The organism is Nonomuraea sp. NPDC050310 (assembly GCF_040655795.1).
In the GTDB taxonomy this organism is placed as follows: domain Bacteria; phylum Actinomycetota; class Actinomycetes; order Streptosporangiales; family Streptosporangiaceae; genus Nonomuraea.
This window is the reverse complement of record NZ_JBFAKP010000013.1, coordinates 53,298-70,360: the sequence shown is the minus strand read 5'-3', so window position 1 is coordinate 70,360 and position 17,063 is coordinate 53,298. Positions and strand designations below refer to the sequence as shown.

The window sequence follows — 17,063 nt, the reverse complement described above, 5'->3', positions numbered from 1 at the left end:
CCGATCAGGCTAGCCGGACCGGCCCGGGCCGGGAGCCGGGTCAGGCCAGCCGTACGGGCTCCAGGTCGGAGGCCAGCAGCCGGGCGGCCACGTGGATCGCGCGCAGGGTGACCATGACCGCGGGCCGGTGCACCGACGCCTCGCGCGCCACGGCGTGCACCTCCCGCGCCACCTGGTTGCCGGGGAACTCCCGCACCGCGATGCCGCGCACCCCCGCCGCCAGCGCCAGCGCGGGCACCGCGGCGATGCCGATGCCCTTGGCGACCAGCGACAGGATCGTGCCCAGGCCCTCGAACTCCCACGGCGTGGGCCGCGGGCCGCCGACGTCGACGAAGAGCCGGTCGACCGCCAGCCGCGACGGCTCGCCGTCGGGCGTGGCCATCCACGGCTCGTCCCGCAGCTCGCGCAGGTCGATCGGCACCGCGGGGTCGGCCAGCCGGTGCTTGCGCGGCACGACCAGCACCAGAGGGTCGTGCAGCAGCGGGAAGACGCGCAACGTCTCGAACGCGCGGGTCCTGCCGTACCAGCTGTCGATCAGGGCCAGGTCGACCTCGCCCGACTGCACCTCGCGCATGCCGCGCCCGGACCGCGACTGCCCCAGGCGCAGGGTGAGCTCGGTGTAGCGGCGCAGGGACCGGGCCAGCGCGGGGGCGAAGGCGACCGCGGCGGTCGGGAAGGCGGTGAGCACGACCCGCCCGGACGGCTTCCCGGCATGCGCGGAAAGGTCGGACTCGGCCTCCTCCACCATCGTCAGGATGCGCTCGGCGTGCTGGACGAGCCGGCGTCCGGCATCGGTCAGTTCGGCGCTGCGCGCGGTCCGGTCGAGCAGCACCGCGCCCGCCTCCCGCTCCAGCGCGGCCAGTTGCTGGGAGACCGCCGACGGGCTGTAACCCAGGGATGCGGCCGTCGCCGCGATGCTGCCCCGACGGGCGAATTCGCGGATCAGGACAAGTCTCCGCAGATCGAGCATCACTCTTCCTTATGCCTACCCACCAAAAGCCTCGCTTGTGGTGATGCCTTTCATCCAACCATCTTGGGAACGTGACAAACATGACCGTGACCCTTTCCGCCACGTTGGCGGCCAACGAGGACATCGAACGAAGACGACGCGCCGGGGAACGTGTGCTGCACCTCGCCTTCGGCGAGGCTGGCCTGCCCGTCCACCCGGCGCTGCGCGACCGGCTCGTCGAGGCTTCAGGACGCAACGGCTACGGGCCGGTCGCCGGAGCGGCCGAGCTGCGCGCGGCGGCGGCGGGCTACTGGAGCCGGCGGGGCCTGGAGACCGATCCCGAGCTGGTGGTCTGCGGACCGGGCAGCAAGTCGCTGCTCTACGCGCTGCTGCTGGTGCTCGGCGGTGACATCGTGCTGCCGAGGCCGAGCTGGGTCAGCTACGCGGCGCAGGCCGACCTGGTCGGCTCCCGCTCCATCCTGGTCCAGGCGAGCGAGGGCGGCGTGCCCGACCCCGAGCTCGTCCTCGACGCCGTACGGCGGGCCCGCGCCGAGGGCCGCATCGTCCACTCGATCCTGGTGACCCTCCCGGACAACCCCACGGGACGCCTGGCCACCCCCGCGACCATCGAGCGGCTCGTCGCGGTCGCCCGCGAGCTCGACCTGGTCATCATCTCGGACGAGATCTACCGCGACCTCGTGCACGACCCGGCCCTGCCCTACCTCTCGCCCGCCGACCTCGCGCCCGAGCGGACCGTGGTGACCACCGGTCTGAGCAAGAGCCTCGCGCTCGGCGGCTGGCGGATCGGCGTGGCGCGACTGCCCGACGGAGCGCACGACCTGCGCCGGACCCTGCTGGCCGTCGCCAGCGAGATCTGGTCCGCGCCGGCCGCTCCGGTGCAGGCCGCGGCCGCCCTCGCCTTCGAGGAGCCGGCCGATCTGGTGGCCCATGTCGAGCGCAGCAGAAGACTCCACGGCCTCGTCGCACGAGAAGTTTGCGAAAGATTCATCCAGGCCGGAGCGGTCGTCGCGCCGCCTCAGGGCGGTTTCTACCTCTACCCGGATTTTTCACATTTCGGGCTCGGTGGATCGGCCGAACTGACCAAGATCCTTCTCAACGAGCACGGCATCGGCGTCCTGCCTGGTCATGCTTTCGGCGACGAACCGGAGCACGCGCGGGTGCGCGTCGCGACCAGCTTGCTCTACGGCGAACTGGCCGAGGAAAGGCTCGACGCGCTGGCCGCCGACAACCCCCTCGAACTGCCCTGGATAGCCGCCAACCTGGCCTTCCTGAGCACCGGTCTGACCGCTTTGACCAGGGAAAACAAGCAGGTTGCATAAAGTTGCAGAATTCCGGGATGGTTAGCTGGTACCGAGCACTGCCGGCAGGCCCCATCATGTGCTCATGCCCGCTCTTGTCACCTTGTCCGGGCGCCTTGTGCGCCTGGAGCCTCTCAGCCTCGCGGTGGTCGATGACCTCGTAGCCGCGGCGAGTGAAGACCGCAGCACGTATGCCTTCACTCGCGTCCCTCATGGGTGGGACGAGATGGCCTCCTACGTGGAGGCCGCCATGGCTGAGCAGGCGGAGGGTCTCGCGATGCCCTTCGCCGTCCGGTGGCTGAACACCGACCGTATCGTCGGTGCCACCCGTCTGATGAACCTCGAGTACTGGCAGGGCCCCATGCCCTGGCCTCCCGGGGTTCGGAGCCTCGTGGGAGACGTTCCGTCCGTGGCCGACATCGGTTACACCTGGCTGGCCGCTTCGGCCCAGGGCACGGGTGTCAACCGGGAGAGCAAGTTCCTGATGCTCTCGCTCGCCTTCGACACCTGGAACGTCCACCGCATCACGCTCAAGGCCGACGTGCGCAACGTCCGGTCGCGAGCCGCCATCGAAGCGCTCGGCGCGCACTTCGACGGGGTCCGCCGGGCGGAGAGCAGGGGGGCCGACGACACGGTCCGAGATACCGCCTTCTATTCGATCCTGCGTGAGGAATGGCCGGCGATCCGTGATCGCCTGTCCCAGCGCCTCGGACTCGTCGAGGCGGCCTAGACCGATCTTCCGACTCGTTTCGCGGACGCCCGGCTGGAACCCCCAGCCGGGCGTCAACTCTTTTCCGGCCCGACCAGCCCGCGCACGGCCCACGCGCGAGCCTTGAGCGCGATCGACCCGTCCTCCGCCACCGGCAGGCTCGCCCGCAGCCGCTCGCGCAGGTCGGCCCGGTGCTCCTCGCCCAGTGACACCACGTACGCCGGCGCCGGACCCACCCCGGCGAGGAACGGCGTCCAGAAGTCGGCGAAGTCGCGGAAGACGGTCGCCACCTCGATCGCCTCGACCGCCACCTCGCGCAGCCCGGCCCCCGTCCAAAGCTCCTCCAGCGGCCCCGGCCGGCACAGCGGGAAGAGCGCGGCCTCCGACCCTCTGTCCGGATCGAGCGCCAGAGCGGCCGTCCAGAACGACCGGATCATCCCCATCCCCTCGGCGTAGTCCCACACATACGCCGCCACCACCCCGCCGGGCGCCACCACCCGCACGAACTCCCGCAGCGCCCGCTCGGGTTCGGGCAGGAAGTTCACCACCAGCCCGGAGACCGCCGCGTCGAACCGGTCGTCCGGGTACGGCAACGCCTGGGCGTCCCCCACCTCGAACCGCGCCCGCGGATCACTCACCTGGCCCCGCGCATGCGCCACGAACCCCACAGAGGCGTCGATCCCCGCCACCTCGGCCGGCTCGGCCACCCCCAGCACCGTCGCGGCCAGCGCCCCCGTCCCGCACCCGGCGTCCAGCCACCGCCCACCCGCCGGCACCCGCAGCCAGGGCACGAACTCCGCGGCCACCAGCCGGCCCCACCGGCCCATGTACCGCTCGTAGGCGTCCCCGCGCGTCCAGACGTCCTCGGCCATGAGCCGACCCTACGTGCCCCGTCGTGGAACCGGGGCGGAACCCGGTGGAACGCCGATAAATAGTCACCATTTCTTACTTTCCACGAAGCACCATTCAGGAGGCAGCTCATGTCCGTTCGTTCTCTCGCCCTGCTCGGCGCGGTCGCCGCGATCCTCGGTCTCGGTGCCGCTCCGGCCCAGGCCGATCCGAAGCCCGGCGTCATGGCCTCGCCCCGGCTGACCATCCAGCAGGCCGGCGGCGGCCAGTGCCGGCTCACCGTGCTCACCTCGGTGGGCATGGCACAGGCGCAGGCGCAGTATCAGATCGACAACGGCGCGGTCGCCCGGATCGAGGTGTGGGCCGACGACCTGGTCTACGACAACCGCCTCCTGAAGGCCCCGAACGCCGCCCTCACCGCCAGCCGGTACGGCAGCGGCCTGGTCGTCACGGCCCAGCCCACCCTGCCGTGCTCCGCCCTCGACGAGGACCGCAGTTCCAACCTCGACACCGAAGGGGACGAGATCTACGTGAAGGTCGTCTTCGACGGCCCCGGCTACCCCCGCCTGTCCAAGAACTCCAACGTGGTCAGCGGCCGCTGGTAACCGCACGTCGGCCCGTCGTGGGCCGGGCGGGAAACACCCACCGCCCGGCCCCGCCGGTATCTGGAAGGCATGGCCGCCCCCGTGGGACCATGCCTCTTTGATAGAGAGCATGGGCTTTCGGGCTCAATGCCTGATCAACGCTCGATCAACACTTCGATGAACGAATCAAGGCATGCCTATGTGTTAGGCATGAGTCGTTCTATCATTTGGTCACAAAATATTCCTTTGACTGGGAGACAGGGGCATGGCTGGAGGACTGCGGTTCGCCGTGCTCGGTCCCGTCCGGGCCTGGCGTGAGGGCATCGAGCTCGACCTGGGCACTCCGTTGCAGCGGTCGATCCTCGGTGTCCTGCTGCTGCGCGAGGGCCGGGCGGTCACCCCGACCGAGGTGATCGACGCCGTGTGGGGCGACGACGCGCCTCCTCGGGCGCTCGGCGCGCTGCGGACCTACGTCTCCCGGCTGCGCACGGTCCTGGAGCCCGACCGGCCGGCCCGCTCCCGTCCCGAGCTGCTCACCTCGGTCGGCCGCGGCTACGCGCTGCGCCTGGAGGACGGCGCGCTCGACCTGACCCGTTTCGAGCGCCTGGTGCACGAGGGCGAGGCCGCCCGCAAGGCCGGCGCGCTCAAGGACGCCGCCGAGTCCCTGCGCTCGGCGGTCGCGCTCTTCGAGGGCGAGCCCCTGGCCGGCGCGGTCGGCCCGTACGCCGACCACCAGCGCGACCGGCTGGTCGAGCGGCGGCTGACCGTCGTCGAGACGCTCATGGACCTCGACCTGGAGCTCGGCCAACACGCCGCGGTGGTCTCGGAGCTGATCGCGCTCACCGCCGACCACCCGCTGCGCGAGCGGCTGCGCGCCCAGCTCATGCTGGCCTACTACCGCTGCGGCCGGCAGGGCGACGCGCTCAACGTCTTCACCGAGACCCGCGAGGCGCTGATCGAGGAGCTGGGCATCGAGCCCGGCCCCGAGCTGTCGGCCCTGCACCAGCGCATCCTCAACGCCGACCCCGGCCTGGCCGCCACTCCGCCGGCCGAGACCGGCCCGGCGCCCGCGCCGGAGGAGGCGGAGGAGGAGCGCTGGCTCGACCTGCCCCGCCCGGCGCAGTTGCCCGCCGCGGTCAACGACTTCACCGGCCGCCGCGAGCTGGTCGGCCGGTTGCGCAGCCTGCTGGCGGCGCAGAGCGCCGTGGAGGGCGTGCCGGTCGCGGCCATCTGCGGCATCGGCGGCGTCGGCAAGACCGCCCTGGCCGTGCACGTCGCGCACGCCTGCGACGACCTCTTCCCCGACGGCCAGCTCTACGCCGACCTGCGGGGCTACACCGACGAGGCGACCGCGCCCGAGTCCGCGCTCGGCGCCTTCCTGCGCGCGCTCGGCATCCCGCCGGACGTCATCCCCGAGGGCCTGGCCGAGCGCTCGGCGCTGTACCGCTCGCTGTTGTCCGACCGGCGCATCCTCGTGCTGCTGGACAACGCCCGCGACGCCGCGCAGGTCACGCCGCTGCTGCCCGGCTCCCAGGGGTGCGCGACGCTGATCACCAGCCGCGCCAAGCTGGCCGACCTGCCCTCCGCCCGGCTGATCGACCTCGACGTCCTCGAACCGGACGAGGCCCTGTCGCTGTTCGCCGCGGTGGCCGGGCCGGAGCGGGTGGCCGCCGAGCGGGCCGCGGCCATGGACGTGGTCGCCGCGTGCGGGTTCCTGCCGCTGGCCGTACGCATCGTCGCCGCGCGCCTGGCCGCGCGGCCGAGCTGGACGGTCAGCTCGATCGTCTCGCGGCTGGCCGACGAGCGGCACCGCCTGGACGAGATGCGGGTGGGCAACCTGGCCGTCGAGGCCACCTTCGCCCTCGGCTACGGCCAGCTCTCGCCCGCCCAGGCGCGCGCGTTCCGGCTGCTGTCGCTGCCCAACAGCCCCGACATCTCCACCGGCGCGGCCGCCGCGGTGCTGTCGATGAGCACCTTCGAGGCCGAGAACCTGCTGGAGTCGATGGTCGACGTCAGCCTCCTGGAGGCGCCGACGCCGGGCCGCTACCGCTTCCACGACCTGCTGCGGCTGTTCGCCCGCCGCCAGCTCGAACAGGCCGAGCGCGTCCAGGCCCGCACGCTGGCGCTGCGCCGCCTGCTCGGCTTCTACCTGGCCTCTGCCCAGTCCGCGCACCGCCTGGCCTACGAGGGCAGCCTGATCGCCGACCACCTGGTCGTGATCGGCAGCGGGCGCAGCTTCAGCTCGGTGGACGAGGCGGTCGCGTGGCTGATCGCCGAGGGCGACGCCCTGTTCGCCGCGATCAACCAGGCTTCAGAAGCCTCCCGTACGGCGGAGCAGCTCCTTCCGGCCGGCGACCTGCTGGTGGCGATGGAGCCGCTGCTGGAGTCCGGCACGCACACCCGCGAGTTCGACCTCGCCACCCGCGCCGTCCTGGCCACCGCCCTGAAGCTCGGCGACCCCGCGGCCGAGTTGCGCGCCCGCTATGTCCTGGGCCGCGTGCTCTTCGCCGCCAACCGGCTGACCGAGGCCGAGGAGCAGTTCAGGATCGTCGAGCGGCTCTCGGCCGAGCGCGGCGAGAAGGTCGTCACCGGCGAGGTGCTCAACGCCCTGGCCGTCGTCGTGGGCCGCCAGCGCCGGCACACCGAGGCCCTGGAGTGGTTCGACCGCGCGATGACCTGCTACCGCGAGGCCGGCGTGCCCGGCGGCGAGGCGCTCGTGCTGAGCTACTCCGCCCGCGACCACCTGGGCCTGGGCCGCCCGGAGGACGCCATCGCGGCGGCCGAGAAGGGCCTGGCCATCTTCACCGAGATCGGCAGCGGCGCCGGCATGGCACGGGCGCGCTACCACCTGGGCATCGTCCTGTCCCGCGTCGGCCGCCTCACCGAGGCGGTCCACCACCACGCCGAGTGCCTGGCCTTCTTCCGCGCCGGCAAGCAACGCGTCTGGGAGCAGCGGGTCTGCTCCCGGCTGGCGGAGACCTTCATCGCCGCCGGCCGCTACCCGGAGGCGGTCCGGCACGCCGAACAGGCTCTCGTGGTGAGCAGGGAGATCGGTCACCCCTACGGCGAGGCGCTGTCGCTCGCGGTGCTCGGCAAGGCGCTGCACGGCATGGGCAGCCTCTCGCGCAGCACCGACTGCCTACGGCAGGCCTACGACATCTTCTCCCGCCTCGGCGCTCCCGAGGCCGCCGACCTCAAGGCCCTCCTCGCCGCCGCCCCGGCCGTCGGCGGGGCCGCGGCCGTCGATTCCGTCGTCGAGGCCTGAGTACAGCTCGTCGTCGAGCCTGGTCATCCACACGTGGTTGAACAACGGGCTTTCCTTGTCCCAGAAGGTTTCAGCCCGGCCGGTCATCCGGCCGCCGCGCTTCGCCAGGGGGCCCGGTTGTCCGGATGCTCCACGCGGCGGCTAGCCGCCTCACAAGACGACCGGCCGGGCCAGGCACGGCCCCGAACCCCCCGGGACGCGCCTGCCTCCTCAGGGTGCTCCCGGAGGCTCAACGCCCGATCAACGCCGGATCAAAGGGGGTCCTGACCTGGGATCACAGCCGGAAGTAGCCTTCGGCGATGAGCGGGCGCAGCCGGTCGGCGTCGACCCGGTCGCCGCCGACCAGTTCGGCGATGACGTTGAGCAGCGGGCCCAGGGCGAGCTGGCCGTCGCAGACCCCGGCCAGGGCCGCCTCGACGGTGCCGACGTCGGTGCTGCGGCGCAGGCCGCGCGTCTGGCGCAGGACGATCCTGGACGGGTCCTCCGCGCCCGGCAGCCCGATGCGCTCGTCCAGGAGGCCCTCGGCGGTGCGCAGCCGGGCCTGGTCGAGCTCGGTCAGCCGGTGGGCCAGGCCGATGGCGTCGAGGATCTCGTCCACGTAGCCGCCCACCGGGAGCTCCACCTGCTGGGTCAGCCGCTCGACCCGCACCACCGGGTCGATGCTGTCGGAGCGGCGCAGGGTGATCCAGCCGAAGCCGATCCCCTCGACCTTCTGCTCCTCGAACCAGCCGAGCCACTCGTCGTAGCGCTGGGTGTAGGCGGGGGTGCCCTGCTCGGCGGCGTCCTTCAGCCATAGCTCGACGTACTCGGCCGGGTCCTGGACGTCGCGCTCGACCACCCAGCCGTCGCAGGTGATCCAGTTCCCGACCCGCTCCTGCCAGTCCTCGCCCTCGACGTGCAGCCAGTTGGCCAGGAAGTGGGCCTGGCCGCCGGGGTTGAGGTGGTCGGGCGCCTGCCGTACGAGCTCGCGGCAGAAGCCGTCGCCGCCGCTCTCGCGGTAGGTGAAGCGCTTGCCGGGGGAGAGCACGAAGGGCGGGTTGGCGACCACGAGGTCGAACAGCTCGTCCTGGACGGGCTCGAACATCGAGCCCACCCGGGCGTCGACGCCGGAGATGCCGGACAGCTCCCAGCTCATCCGGGCCAGCTCGATCGCCCGCGGGTTGAGGTCGGTGGCCACGACCTGCGCGGCCCGATCGCCGAGCTCCAGCACCTGGACGCCGCAGCCGGTGCCGAGGTCGAGGGCGCGCTCGACCGGTCGCCTGGTGACGAGCTGGGCCAGGTTGGCCGAGGCGCCGCCGGCGCCCACGACGTGGTCGGGGCGCAGCGCCGGGTCACCGGGGCGGACCTTGCGGTCGGAGACCAGGTAGCCGTCCTCGCCCCAGGGCTGCAGGTGGTAGCGCGCCCGGCCGTCGGCCACGAGCCCGGCCTCGACCAGCGGGGCGGGGATCGGGCCCTCGACGGGCACGCCGAGCCAGAACAGCCGGATCAGTACGGCCAGCGGATCCAGCTCGCGGGTGGCCCGCAGGGCCGGGACCAGTTCCTCCCGCGCCAGCGCGGTCGCCGCGACGTCGCCGAGCCGCTCGCGCACCCCGTCGACGGTGTAGCCGGTTTCGAGGAGCAGGTTCCGCAGGTGTTTCATCGACTTCCTTCGACGGACAGTAACCAGACTGTTACAACTTACCCAAGCGTTCCACAAGCGGGGACCAAGTCCCCCGCGATATCTCTGGTGCGGTCAATCCGACCATCCCACGAGGAGGATCGATGCTGATCCCCTGCCTGGCCTGCGAGGCGCGGTTCGGGCCCGACGAGTACTTCCGGGCCTGCTCCGACTACCACCGCGGCCGCGACCTGGTCTCCTGGACCTGCCCGCGCTGCGGCAACCACGACGACCTGCGCGTGCTTCCGGGAGAGCTCGGATTCGGCTATCCCCGCCATGGCCGCTTCGCCGTGCGCGACCGGGTGCGGGTGCCGGGGCTGCGGCGCACCAGGGGCGAGCTGCGACTGGACATCTCTCTCGATGCGGGCAACTGGCGGGTGCCTACACGAGCCCGGCACTCGGCATGACCACCGGCGTCTCGCCCCGCACCAGGCTCTCGATCTCCTCGACGACCCGCTCGGCCCGCTCCTCCTGGCTCTCGTCGGTCGCCTCGCCCAGGCGCGGCGTCAGCACCACGTTGGACAGCCGGGTCAGCGGGTGGCGGGGGTCGAGCCACTCGCCCTCGAAGTGGTCGATGCCCGCGCCGCCCAGATGTCCCCAGCGCAACGCGTCCACCAGGGCCGACAGGTCGTGCAGCGAGCCGCGCGAGGTGTTGAGGTAGATCGCGCCGCGCTTCATCAGGCCGAGTTCGGTGTCGCCGATGAAGCCGCGCGTCTCGGCGGTGACCGGCACGTGCAATGAGACCACGTCGGCCTCGGCCAGCAGTTCGGGCAGGGTGTGCGTGGCCTCAGGGACGTAGGGGTCGCAGGCGATCACCCGCATGCCCAGCCCCTCGCAGCGCCAGCGCACCGCCCGGCCGACGCGGCCCAGGCCGACGATGCCGAAGGTCCGGCCGGCCAGGCGCGAACCGCGGTAGCGCTCGGCCGGTGGCACCTTGGTGCGGTAGACGCGGCCCCGCCGTACCTCGCGGTCGGCTGGGACGATGTGCCGGCTGAGCGCGAACAGCAGCGCCAGCGTGAGCTCGGCGACGGCGTCGGAGTCGCGGTCGTCGACCCGCAGGACCTTCACCCCGAGTTCGGCGGCGAGGGCGAGATCGATGGTGACCGGGGCGCCCAGGCTGGCCACCACGTCGAGCGGCAGGCTCAGGACCGAGCGGCGGACCTCGTCCCCGTCGGTGATCAGGATGGTGGCGCCGGTCTCGATCAGCAGGTCGGCGAGCTGCTCGTCGGTGAAGCCGAGGTTGGGCCGGTCAGGCGCGCGGACCACGTCCGCGAACTCGCCGAGACGTGCCAGAGCGCTCTGCGGCAGGGCGGTCAGAACCAGCGCCCGAGGTCGTCCCACAAAGCCGACAATACAGCACAGAGGGTGTGCGGATCATCGCTCCCCGTTGGCAGGCGTTCAGGCCTCGCGCTGCCGCAGGCTCTGCCACGCCGCCTCGCCCAGCGCCTTGATCTCCTCCTCGGTCGGCGCGTGCGCCCCGGCGAACCACAGCCGGCACATCTCCTGGGTGGGCCCGAGCCAGAGCACGTAGCACATGGTGGGGTGGACCGGCTGGAGCTCGCCGTTCTTCATGTGCGGCTTCCACCAGTCGGAGACCTGGCGGAAGAAGGTGCGCCGGGCCTCTGCCACCTCGGCGCCGCCCGGCTCGTTCTTGCGCGGCGGGCGCTCGCTGACCAGGATGCGGGCCTGCTCGGGATACTCCCCGGCCCAGCGCATGTGGAAGGCCGGGATCGCCTCGATGCCGGCCTTCGCGCCGTCGTGGCTGGTCAGCTCCGCGAGGAAGGCCGCCTGGTAGGAGGCGAGGATCTCGGCGTAGAGCACGCCGTAGACATGCTCTTTGCTGGCGAAGTGGTGGTAGAAGCTGCCGACGCTGACGCCGCTCTCCTCGCGCAGGCTGGCGAGGGTGGTGGCGGAGACGCCGTCCTGGCTGAAGCGGCGCAGGGCACCCTCGATGATGCGGGTGCGGCCGTCGCGTCCGTTCTTAGCAGTCTTCACAAGGTCAATGGTGTACCACTAGAACCTTATTCTGCAAATAGCCCTGCCGGTTCGATCATAGCGATCACCTCCACGGCACCGGAAGAGACGGAATATCGTGCTTCGGGCCACGCCCTGCGGATCATGCGCAGGACCCGGCGGTTCTCGCCCAGGACGTCCATGCCGACCGTCTCGGCGCCCCTGAACCAGGCCCGCGACAGGATCGCGTCGATGAGCCTGGGCCCGATGCCGACGCCCTGCCACTGGTCGGCCACCACCACCCCGATCTCGACGTCGGCGCCGACCGGGCCGCCCCGGTAGGACATCGCGTGGCCGACGATCTCCCCCTCCAGGACGGCGACCAGGGCGTCCCGCGTCTCGTCCACGGCCAGCAGGCCGCGCACCAGGCCCGGCGACGGGCGGCCCAGCCCGCTGAAGAAGCGCAATGTCTGGGTGTGCAGGGACAACCCGCTCAGGAAGCGGGTGAGCGCCTCCTCGTCCTCCGGGGTGACCGGGCGGATCTGGGTTCCGAGCATAGACTCAGCATCCTCCGCTCGTCTGGGTCTGTCAATTGAACTCAGATATGATGGGCGGATGAACGTGGCCTTCCGGGTGGACAACTGCTCGATCGAGCGCACCCTCGGCATCGTCGGCGAGAAGTGGACCTTCCTCGTGCTGCGCGAAGCCTTCAGCGGCGTGCGGCGCTTCGCCGACATGCAGGCCATGACCGGCGCCCCCCGGCAGGTGCTCAGCGCCCGGCTGGCCCGGCTGGTGGACGAGGGCCTGATGCGGAAGGTGCCCTACCGCGAGCCGGGGCAGCGCCAGCGCGACGAGTACCGGCTCACCGACAAGGGCCGCGACCTCTATCCCCTCCTGGTGGCCCTGATGCACTGGGGCGACCGCTACCTGGCCGACCCCGAGGGCCCCCCGGTCGTCCTCACCCACCGCGACTGCGGCGCCCCCATCGAGCAGGTCTTCCGCTGCGCCGAAGGACACGAGGTCCCCGGACCCCGCGAGGTCACCCCCGAGCCCGGGACCGGCGCCAAGCTCCAGAGCGCCTAGAGCTCAGCCTCCACTCGCAGGGCCGACAACGTCCGGCGGAAGTCGAGCAGCGCCGCCAGCGCGGCCAGGCTCAGCAACACCGCCACCGCCGAGGTGCGCAGCAGCAGGAAACCCTGCACGCTCTCGTGGAAGAGCACCCAGGCGCTCAGCGACGCGTTGCCGAGTTGCACGCACCCCCACATCAGCGACTGCCGCCGGAAGAAGCGCCGCATCGCCGGATGCTCCTGAACCCGTGCCGGCATGGGCACCAGATCGCAGGCCACCCGCCTGGCCAGCGGCCGCCGGGTCGGGGCGGAGAAGAGGAAGACCAGCGCGACGCAGAACACCCCCGCGATCGGCGGCAGGAAGTAGAACACGCTGTTCCCGGTCACCAGCGCGAAGGCGGTGCGCGCGGTGATCGCCGCCATCGCGAGGATCACCAGCCCCGGCAGGACCGCCCGGCGGCTCAGCCGCCACAGGGCGCATCCGAACACCCACAGCAGCCCGGCGATCAGCCCGGCCGACAGGTCGAACAGGAAGATTCCGGCATAGGTCACCACCGGCGGCATGATCATCGACTCGACGACCCGCGGGATCGCGTGCCGGACGAGAGCCGGCAGCGGAGGCATGGTGAACGGCGCCGCGATCGGCGCCGCTTCGAGCACAGACATACGAGAGCGCAGCTCCTGAGGGATGGAGCGTTCCGGGACAGCTCACGACCGTACGCGATCGACGCCGACTTCGTCCCGCTTTCGCAAGTGACGGCCTCGGAGTCCGGTGGCCCGACCGGTGCCCACGGTGCCTACCCTGGATGACGTGTACCGCTTCCTGCTGACCCCTCGATGGCTGACGCTCCACGTCGTGGTGCTGCTCGTCATCCCGGCCTTCGTCTTCCTGGGCAACTGGCAGTTCGGGCGGTTCGAGGAGCGGTCCTCCAGCAGCGACCTGATCACCGCCAACCTCGCCGCCGCGCCCGCCCCGATCGGCCAGGTGCCGGCCACCGAGGCCAACCGCTACCGCGCGGTCACCGCGAGCGGCGCCTACGACCCGGCCAACCAGTTGCTGGTACGGCTGCGCTCGCAGAACGGGCGGCCGGGCTACTACGTGCTCACCCCGCTGGTCACCGCGCCGGGGCAGGCGGTCCTGGTCAACCGCGGCTGGGTCAAGGTGGGCGCGACCGCGCTGAGCGCGCCCGAGGTGCCGCCGCCGGCCACCGGCCAGGTGACGGTGACCGGGCGGTTGCGGCTGAGCGAGACCGAGGAGTCGACCGGGATCAAGGAGCGCGCCGGGGCTCCGGCCGGGCAGATCCTGCTCATCGACACCGAGTCCATCGCCGGACGCCTGCCGTACAAGCTGAGCGGCGGGTACGTGGAGCTGATCGAGCAGCGGCCGGCGGCGGGCACCTCGCCCGAGCCGGTGCCGGCGCCCGACGTGGGCGCGGGCGGCGGGCTCAACTTCGCCTACGGCGTGCAGTGGTGGTTGTTCATCGGCGTCGCGATCGGCGGCTGGTTGTTGCTGATCAGACGCGAGGTCGCCGATCGGCGTCAAGCCGCGCGGACTGAAAGCGCCTCGGTCGGGTAGGGGCGAGGCCGGGTCCGCAAAGCAGCAGTACCCTCCTCAAAATGGCGGGCCCTCGTGCCCGAGCCTGGCACGGGCACGGAGCGACCGGGATCGCCGGCCCCTTTCCCCCTCCGGCGATCCCGGGTCCGCTTGTTCGACGCCTCACGCACGTCGTACGGTTACCTGCGTGACTACGGCGCTCCTCCCCCACCCCGAGCAGAGGCGGCGCGACTATGTGATCATCTCCGCCGACGATCACCTCATCGAGCCCCCCGACCTGTTCGAGCACCGACTGCCCGCCAAGTACGCCGAGGCGGCGCCGAAGGTCGTGGAAACCGACGCCGGCCACCAGGTCTGGCGGTACGGCGGAGCCACCTACCCCTGCGTCGGCCTCGACGTCGGCGCCGGCCTGCCGCGCGAGCAGTGGACGCTGGAGCCGGTCCGCTTCGAGAACATGCGGCCGGGCTGCTACGACATCGAGTCCCGCATCGAGGACATGGACCTGGCCGGCATCTGGGCGGCGCTGTGCTTCCCCGGCATGCTGGCCGGCCAGTCCGGCATGCCCTTCGCCCGCACCCGCGACCAGGACCTCGGCCTGGCGCTGGTCAAGGCCTGGAACGACTGGCACATCGAGGTGTGGGCGGGCACCTACCCCGAGCGCATGATCGGCCTGCAACTGCCGTGGCTGCCCGACCCGGAGGTGGCCGCGCAGCAGATCAAGGAGAACGCGGCGCGCGGCTTCAAGGCGGTCGTCTTCCCCGAGTTCCCCACCCGGCTGCGGCTGCCGTCGATCCACACCGGCCACTGGGATCCGTTCTTCGCCGCCTGCGAGGAGACCGGCACCGTCGTCTGCCTGCACACCGGCTCGTCCTCGTGGTCGCCGGTGCCCTCCCCGGACACCCCCATCGAGGCGATCACCACGATGATGCCGGCCAGCGCGATGTTCGCCTGCGCGGACTGGCTGTGGTCGGGCGTGCCGCTGCGCTTCCCTGCGCTGCGCATCCTCATCGTCGAGGGCGGCGTGGGCTGGGTGCCGATGCTGGCCGAGCGGGCCGACTACGCGCTCGACCACCCGGTCGCCGGCGAGGCCTCGTGGGACGGCGGGCTCAAGCCGAGCGAGGTGCTCAGGCGCAACTTCTTCTTCGGCACGCTCGACGACCACGCGTTGTCCGGCGTCCGCCTGGCCGTCGGGCTCGACCACGTGCTGCAGGAGAGCGGCTACCCGCACTCCGACTCGACCTGGCCCGACACCCAGCAGGCGGTGACGCGCAACCTCGGTCAGCTCCCGCCGGTAGACCTGGCCAGGGTGGCCTACGGCAACGCCGCGCGCCTGTTCGGCCACCCCCTGCCCTCCCGGGCCTGGCTCAGGCGGGAGTCGATCTGATCAGCCGGCGGCGTTCGTGCTCGACGTAGTCGCCGCTCTGCCCGAGCAGCGAGGCCATGAGCCACAGGAAGACCCCGAAATCGTCGACGACGCCGATCCCGAGCAGGAATTCCGGGATGGCGTCGACCGGCGAGATCAGGTAGACCAGGCCTAACGCCATCATGGTCAGCTTGCCCTTGCCCAGGGCCGGGTAGTGGCCCCGGCCGGCGGCGCCGAGCATCCGCGGGATCGCCCGGAGCCTGGCCATCAGCCCCGGGGTCCCCGGACGTGAGATATCCCTGTACGTGCGCCACGCCCTGACAGCTTTTGTCATCGTGAGCACCTCCCTCACGACTCAACGCAGTGCCCCGGCGGGCGGGTTCCCTAACGCGCCGCCGGATGCTCGAACGGCCGGGCCGCCTCGACCTGCGACGCGACCCGGACGAGCAGATCTTCGCGGCCCATCGCCGCCACCAGTTGCACGCCGACCGGAAGCCCCGCCGGGGTGCGATGCATCGGCAGCGAGATCGACGGCTGCCCTGTGGCGTTGAACGGCGCGGTGAAGGAGACCGCGTGCGCGGTCCGGCCCAGCGCGGTGCTCAGGTCGTCTTCCGGGATCCAGCCGAGCTCGAACGGCTCGACGCCGAGCGACGGCGCGAGCAGCAGGTCGAACCGGCCCCACCAGGCGGCCATGCGGCGGCGGAAGGCGTCCGTCCACTGCGTCGCCCGGATCTGCTCGGCCGCGGTGTGCCGGGCCGCCCCTTCGGCCATCGCGCGGTTGCGCGGCTCCAGCTCGGCCAGGTCCACCGGCCGGCCGCGCCACTGGCCGACGTTCTCCACCTCGGCGGCGACGTTGTTGGCCACGATCGCGCCGAAGTACAGCGGGAAGGCCGGATCGGCCAGCGGCGCCGGATGGGCCTCCACCACGTCGTGGCCCAGGCTCTCCAGCAGGTGCGCCGCCCCGGTCACCGCCGCGACCAGCTCGGGGGACGCCGGGACGTCCTTGCGCGGGTGGGCGGTCACGAAGCCGATCCGCAGCCGGCCCGGCTCGATTCCCACCTCCTCGGCCAGCGGCCGGGGCAGCGCGGGCGCCACGTACGGGTCGCCCGGCTCGTAGCCCGCGACCAGGTCGAGGGCCGCCGCGGTGTCCCTGACCGTGCGCGTCACGAAGCCCGAGCAGGAGAAGCCGTTCCAGCCCTCGCCCATCCCGGGCCCCGAGCTGACCCGGCCGCGCGACGGCTTGAGGCCGACCAGGCCGCACAGGCTGGCCGGGATGCGAATCGACCCGCCGCCGTCGCTGGCGGTCGCGATGGCCACCATGCCCGCGGCGACGGCCGCCGCCGAGCCTCCGCTGGATCCGCCCGCGCTGTAGGCCGGGTCGTAGGGGTTGCGGGTCGGGCCGAAGGCGACGGGCTCGGTGGTGATCGTCGTGCCCCACTCGGGGGTGTTCGTCCGGCCCAGGACGACGAAGCCGGCCTCGCGCAGCCTGGCCACGCCGTACCCGCTCTGGAGCACCCGGACGCCGTCCAGGGTCCTCGACCCCGCGTTGTACGGCTCGCCCGCCTGGGCCCAGCCGAGGTCCTTGAGCAGGATCGGCACCCCGCGGAAGGGCGCGCTCTCCGGGATGGCGTCGAGCTCGCCGAGCGCCTTGTCGAAGCGGCGGTGCACGACCGCGTTGAGCTCGGGGTCGAGCGCCTCGATCCGCGCGATGGCCGCCTCGACCAGCTCGCGGGGCGAGACCTCGCCCTTGTGGACGGCACGGGCCTGGGCTAAGGCATCCTGTTCGAGCATGG

At 72.0% G+C, this 17,063-nt stretch carries 17 protein-coding genes; 8 read left to right on the top strand and 9 right to left on the bottom strand.

Going from position 1 to position 17,063, the window contains the following annotated elements; genetic code table 11:
• Positions 1 to 40: 40 nt before the first annotated feature.
• Positions 41 to 970, bottom strand: a complete 930-nt coding sequence (locus AB0I67_RS27080) for a LysR family transcriptional regulator (protein ID WP_357928566.1) — start codon at positions 968 to 970, stop codon at positions 41 to 43.
• A gap of 80 nt (positions 971 to 1,050) precedes the next feature.
• On the opposite strand from AB0I67_RS27080, the gene AB0I67_RS27075 reads away from it, so the two are divergent.
• Positions 1,051 to 2,289 (top strand): pyridoxal phosphate-dependent aminotransferase, encoded by a 1,239-nt coding sequence (locus AB0I67_RS27075; RefSeq protein ID WP_357928563.1) that lies wholly within the window; start codon positions 1,051 to 1,053, stop codon positions 2,287 to 2,289.
• 64 nt (positions 2,290 to 2,353) lie between these two features.
• A complete protein-coding gene (locus tag AB0I67_RS27070) occupies positions 2,354 to 2,998 on the top strand; it encodes a GNAT family protein (RefSeq protein WP_357928560.1) in 645 nt (214 codons plus the stop codon).
• Between the two features lie 53 nt (positions 2,999 to 3,051).
• Here the strand turns inward: AB0I67_RS27070 and AB0I67_RS27065 are convergent, their stop codons facing one another.
• Positions 3,052 to 3,849, bottom strand: coding sequence for a class I SAM-dependent methyltransferase (locus tag AB0I67_RS27065; protein WP_357928557.1), 798 nt, complete (start codon positions 3,847 to 3,849; stop codon positions 3,052 to 3,054).
• A gap of 108 nt (positions 3,850 to 3,957) precedes the next feature.
• Between AB0I67_RS27065 and AB0I67_RS27060 the strand changes: the two genes are divergently transcribed.
• Positions 3,958 to 4,431: a hypothetical protein gene (locus tag AB0I67_RS27060; RefSeq protein ID WP_357928555.1), complete on the top strand. Its 474-nt coding sequence runs from the start codon at positions 3,958 to 3,960 to the stop codon at positions 4,429 to 4,431.
• A 244-nt stretch (positions 4,432 to 4,675) separates the two neighbouring features.
• Positions 4,676 to 7,675: a BTAD domain-containing putative transcriptional regulator gene (locus AB0I67_RS27055; RefSeq protein WP_357928553.1), complete on the top strand. Its 3,000-nt coding sequence runs from the start codon at positions 4,676 to 4,678 to the stop codon at positions 7,673 to 7,675.
• A gap of 274 nt (positions 7,676 to 7,949) precedes the next feature.
• Here AB0I67_RS27055 and AB0I67_RS27050 read toward each other — a convergent pair whose 3' ends face one another.
• Positions 7,950 to 9,314, bottom strand: a complete 1,365-nt coding sequence (locus AB0I67_RS27050) for a methyltransferase (RefSeq protein WP_357928550.1) — start codon at positions 9,312 to 9,314, stop codon at positions 7,950 to 7,952.
• A gap of 122 nt (positions 9,315 to 9,436) precedes the next feature.
• Here AB0I67_RS27050 and AB0I67_RS27045 point away from each other — a divergent pair, with 122 nt between their 5' ends.
• On the top strand, positions 9,437 to 9,739 hold the full coding sequence (locus AB0I67_RS27045; RefSeq protein WP_357928548.1) for a hypothetical protein: 303 nt from the start codon (positions 9,437 to 9,439) through the stop codon (positions 9,737 to 9,739).
• On the opposite strand, the gene AB0I67_RS27040 is transcribed toward AB0I67_RS27045, so the two are convergent.
• Genes AB0I67_RS27040 through AB0I67_RS27030 form a run of 3 tightly spaced genes read right to left on the bottom strand, consistent with a single transcriptional unit; the run spans position 9,714 to position 11,842 of the window.
• Complete coding sequence (locus AB0I67_RS27040) at positions 9,714 to 10,673, bottom strand: NAD(P)-dependent oxidoreductase (protein WP_357928545.1); 960 nt, start codon at positions 10,671 to 10,673, stop codon at positions 9,714 to 9,716. The two genes, AB0I67_RS27045 and AB0I67_RS27040, sit on opposite strands and share 26 nt — an antisense overlap.
• 57 nt (positions 10,674 to 10,730) lie before the next feature.
• Positions 10,731 to 11,327: a TetR/AcrR family transcriptional regulator gene (locus AB0I67_RS27035; protein ID WP_357928542.1), complete on the bottom strand. Its 597-nt coding sequence runs from the start codon at positions 11,325 to 11,327 to the stop codon at positions 10,731 to 10,733.
• A gap of 26 nt (positions 11,328 to 11,353) precedes the next feature.
• Positions 11,354 to 11,842: a GNAT family N-acetyltransferase gene (locus tag AB0I67_RS27030; protein WP_357928539.1), complete on the bottom strand. Its 489-nt coding sequence runs from the start codon at positions 11,840 to 11,842 to the stop codon at positions 11,354 to 11,356.
• Positions 11,843 to 11,900: 58 nt separating this feature from the next.
• On the opposite strand from AB0I67_RS27030, the gene AB0I67_RS27025 reads away from it, so the two are divergent.
• Entirely contained in the window at positions 11,901 to 12,368 is a 468-nt protein-coding gene (locus AB0I67_RS27025) for a helix-turn-helix domain-containing protein (protein WP_357928536.1), read from the top strand.
• On the opposite strand, the gene AB0I67_RS27020 is transcribed toward AB0I67_RS27025, so the two are convergent.
• Positions 12,365 to 13,018, bottom strand: a complete 654-nt coding sequence (locus tag AB0I67_RS27020) for a VC0807 family protein (RefSeq protein WP_357928534.1) — start codon at positions 13,016 to 13,018, stop codon at positions 12,365 to 12,367. The genes AB0I67_RS27025 and AB0I67_RS27020 overlap by 4 nt on opposite strands.
• Positions 13,019 to 13,163: 145 nt before the next feature.
• On the opposite strand from AB0I67_RS27020, the gene AB0I67_RS27015 reads away from it, so the two are divergent.
• Both AB0I67_RS27015 and AB0I67_RS27010 read left to right on the top strand, forming a co-directional pair.
• Complete coding sequence (locus AB0I67_RS27015) at positions 13,164 to 13,928, top strand: SURF1 family protein (RefSeq protein WP_357928531.1); 765 nt, start codon at positions 13,164 to 13,166, stop codon at positions 13,926 to 13,928.
• A gap of 166 nt (positions 13,929 to 14,094) precedes the next feature.
• The gene (locus AB0I67_RS27010) at positions 14,095 to 15,291 is read left to right on the top strand and encodes an amidohydrolase family protein (RefSeq protein WP_357928528.1); all 1,197 of its coding nucleotides are present in this window, start codon (positions 14,095 to 14,097) and stop codon (positions 15,289 to 15,291) included.
• Here AB0I67_RS27010 and AB0I67_RS27005 read toward each other — a convergent pair.
• Both AB0I67_RS27005 and AB0I67_RS27000 read right to left on the bottom strand, forming a co-directional pair.
• Positions 15,272 to 15,538, bottom strand: coding sequence for a YkvA family protein (locus tag AB0I67_RS27005; RefSeq protein WP_357928525.1), 267 nt, complete (start codon positions 15,536 to 15,538; stop codon positions 15,272 to 15,274). The two genes, AB0I67_RS27010 and AB0I67_RS27005, sit on opposite strands and share 20 nt — an antisense overlap.
• 116 nt (positions 15,539 to 15,654) lie before the next feature.
• On the bottom strand, positions 15,655 to 17,061 hold the full coding sequence (locus AB0I67_RS27000; RefSeq protein ID WP_357928522.1) for an amidase family protein: 1,407 nt from the start codon (positions 17,059 to 17,061) through the stop codon (positions 15,655 to 15,657).
• Positions 17,062 to 17,063: the final 2 nt, after the last annotated feature.

Bases quoted from the DNA above. Each gene is read 5' to 3' on its own strand.
- AB0I67_RS27025 (WP_357928536.1), top strand. From the start codon at position 11,901: ATGAACGTGGCCTTCCGGGTGGACAACTGCTCGATCGAGCGCACCCTC.
- AB0I67_RS27065 (WP_357928557.1), bottom strand. From the start codon at position 3,849: ATGGCCGAGGACGTCTGGACGCGCGGGGACGCCTACGAGCGGTACATG.
- AB0I67_RS27070 (WP_357928560.1), top strand. From the start codon at position 2,354: ATGCCCGCTCTTGTCACCTTGTCCGGGCGCCTTGTGCGCCTGGAGCCT.
- AB0I67_RS27005 (WP_357928525.1), bottom strand. From the start codon at position 15,538: ATGGCCAGGCTCCGGGCGATCCCGCGGATGCTCGGCGCCGCCGGCCGG.
- AB0I67_RS27000 (WP_357928522.1), bottom strand. From the start codon at position 17,061: ATGCTCGAACAGGATGCCTTAGCCCAGGCCCGTGCCGTCCACAAGGGC.
- AB0I67_RS27060 (WP_357928555.1), top strand. From the start codon at position 3,958: ATGTCCGTTCGTTCTCTCGCCCTGCTCGGCGCGGTCGCCGCGATCCTC.
- AB0I67_RS27075 (WP_357928563.1), top strand. From the start codon at position 1,051: ATGACCGTGACCCTTTCCGCCACGTTGGCGGCCAACGAGGACATCGAA.
- AB0I67_RS27020 (WP_357928534.1), bottom strand. From the start codon at position 13,018: ATGTCTGTGCTCGAAGCGGCGCCGATCGCGGCGCCGTTCACCATGCCT.
- AB0I67_RS27050 (WP_357928550.1), bottom strand. From the start codon at position 9,314: ATGAAACACCTGCGGAACCTGCTCCTCGAAACCGGCTACACCGTCGAC.
- AB0I67_RS27045 (WP_357928548.1), top strand. From the start codon at position 9,437: ATGCTGATCCCCTGCCTGGCCTGCGAGGCGCGGTTCGGGCCCGACGAG.
- AB0I67_RS27055 (WP_357928553.1), top strand. From the start codon at position 4,676: ATGGCTGGAGGACTGCGGTTCGCCGTGCTCGGTCCCGTCCGGGCCTGG.
- AB0I67_RS27030 (WP_357928539.1), bottom strand. From the start codon at position 11,842: ATGCTCGGAACCCAGATCCGCCCGGTCACCCCGGAGGACGAGGAGGCG.
- AB0I67_RS27080 (WP_357928566.1), bottom strand. From the start codon at position 970: ATGCTCGATCTGCGGAGACTTGTCCTGATCCGCGAATTCGCCCGTCGG.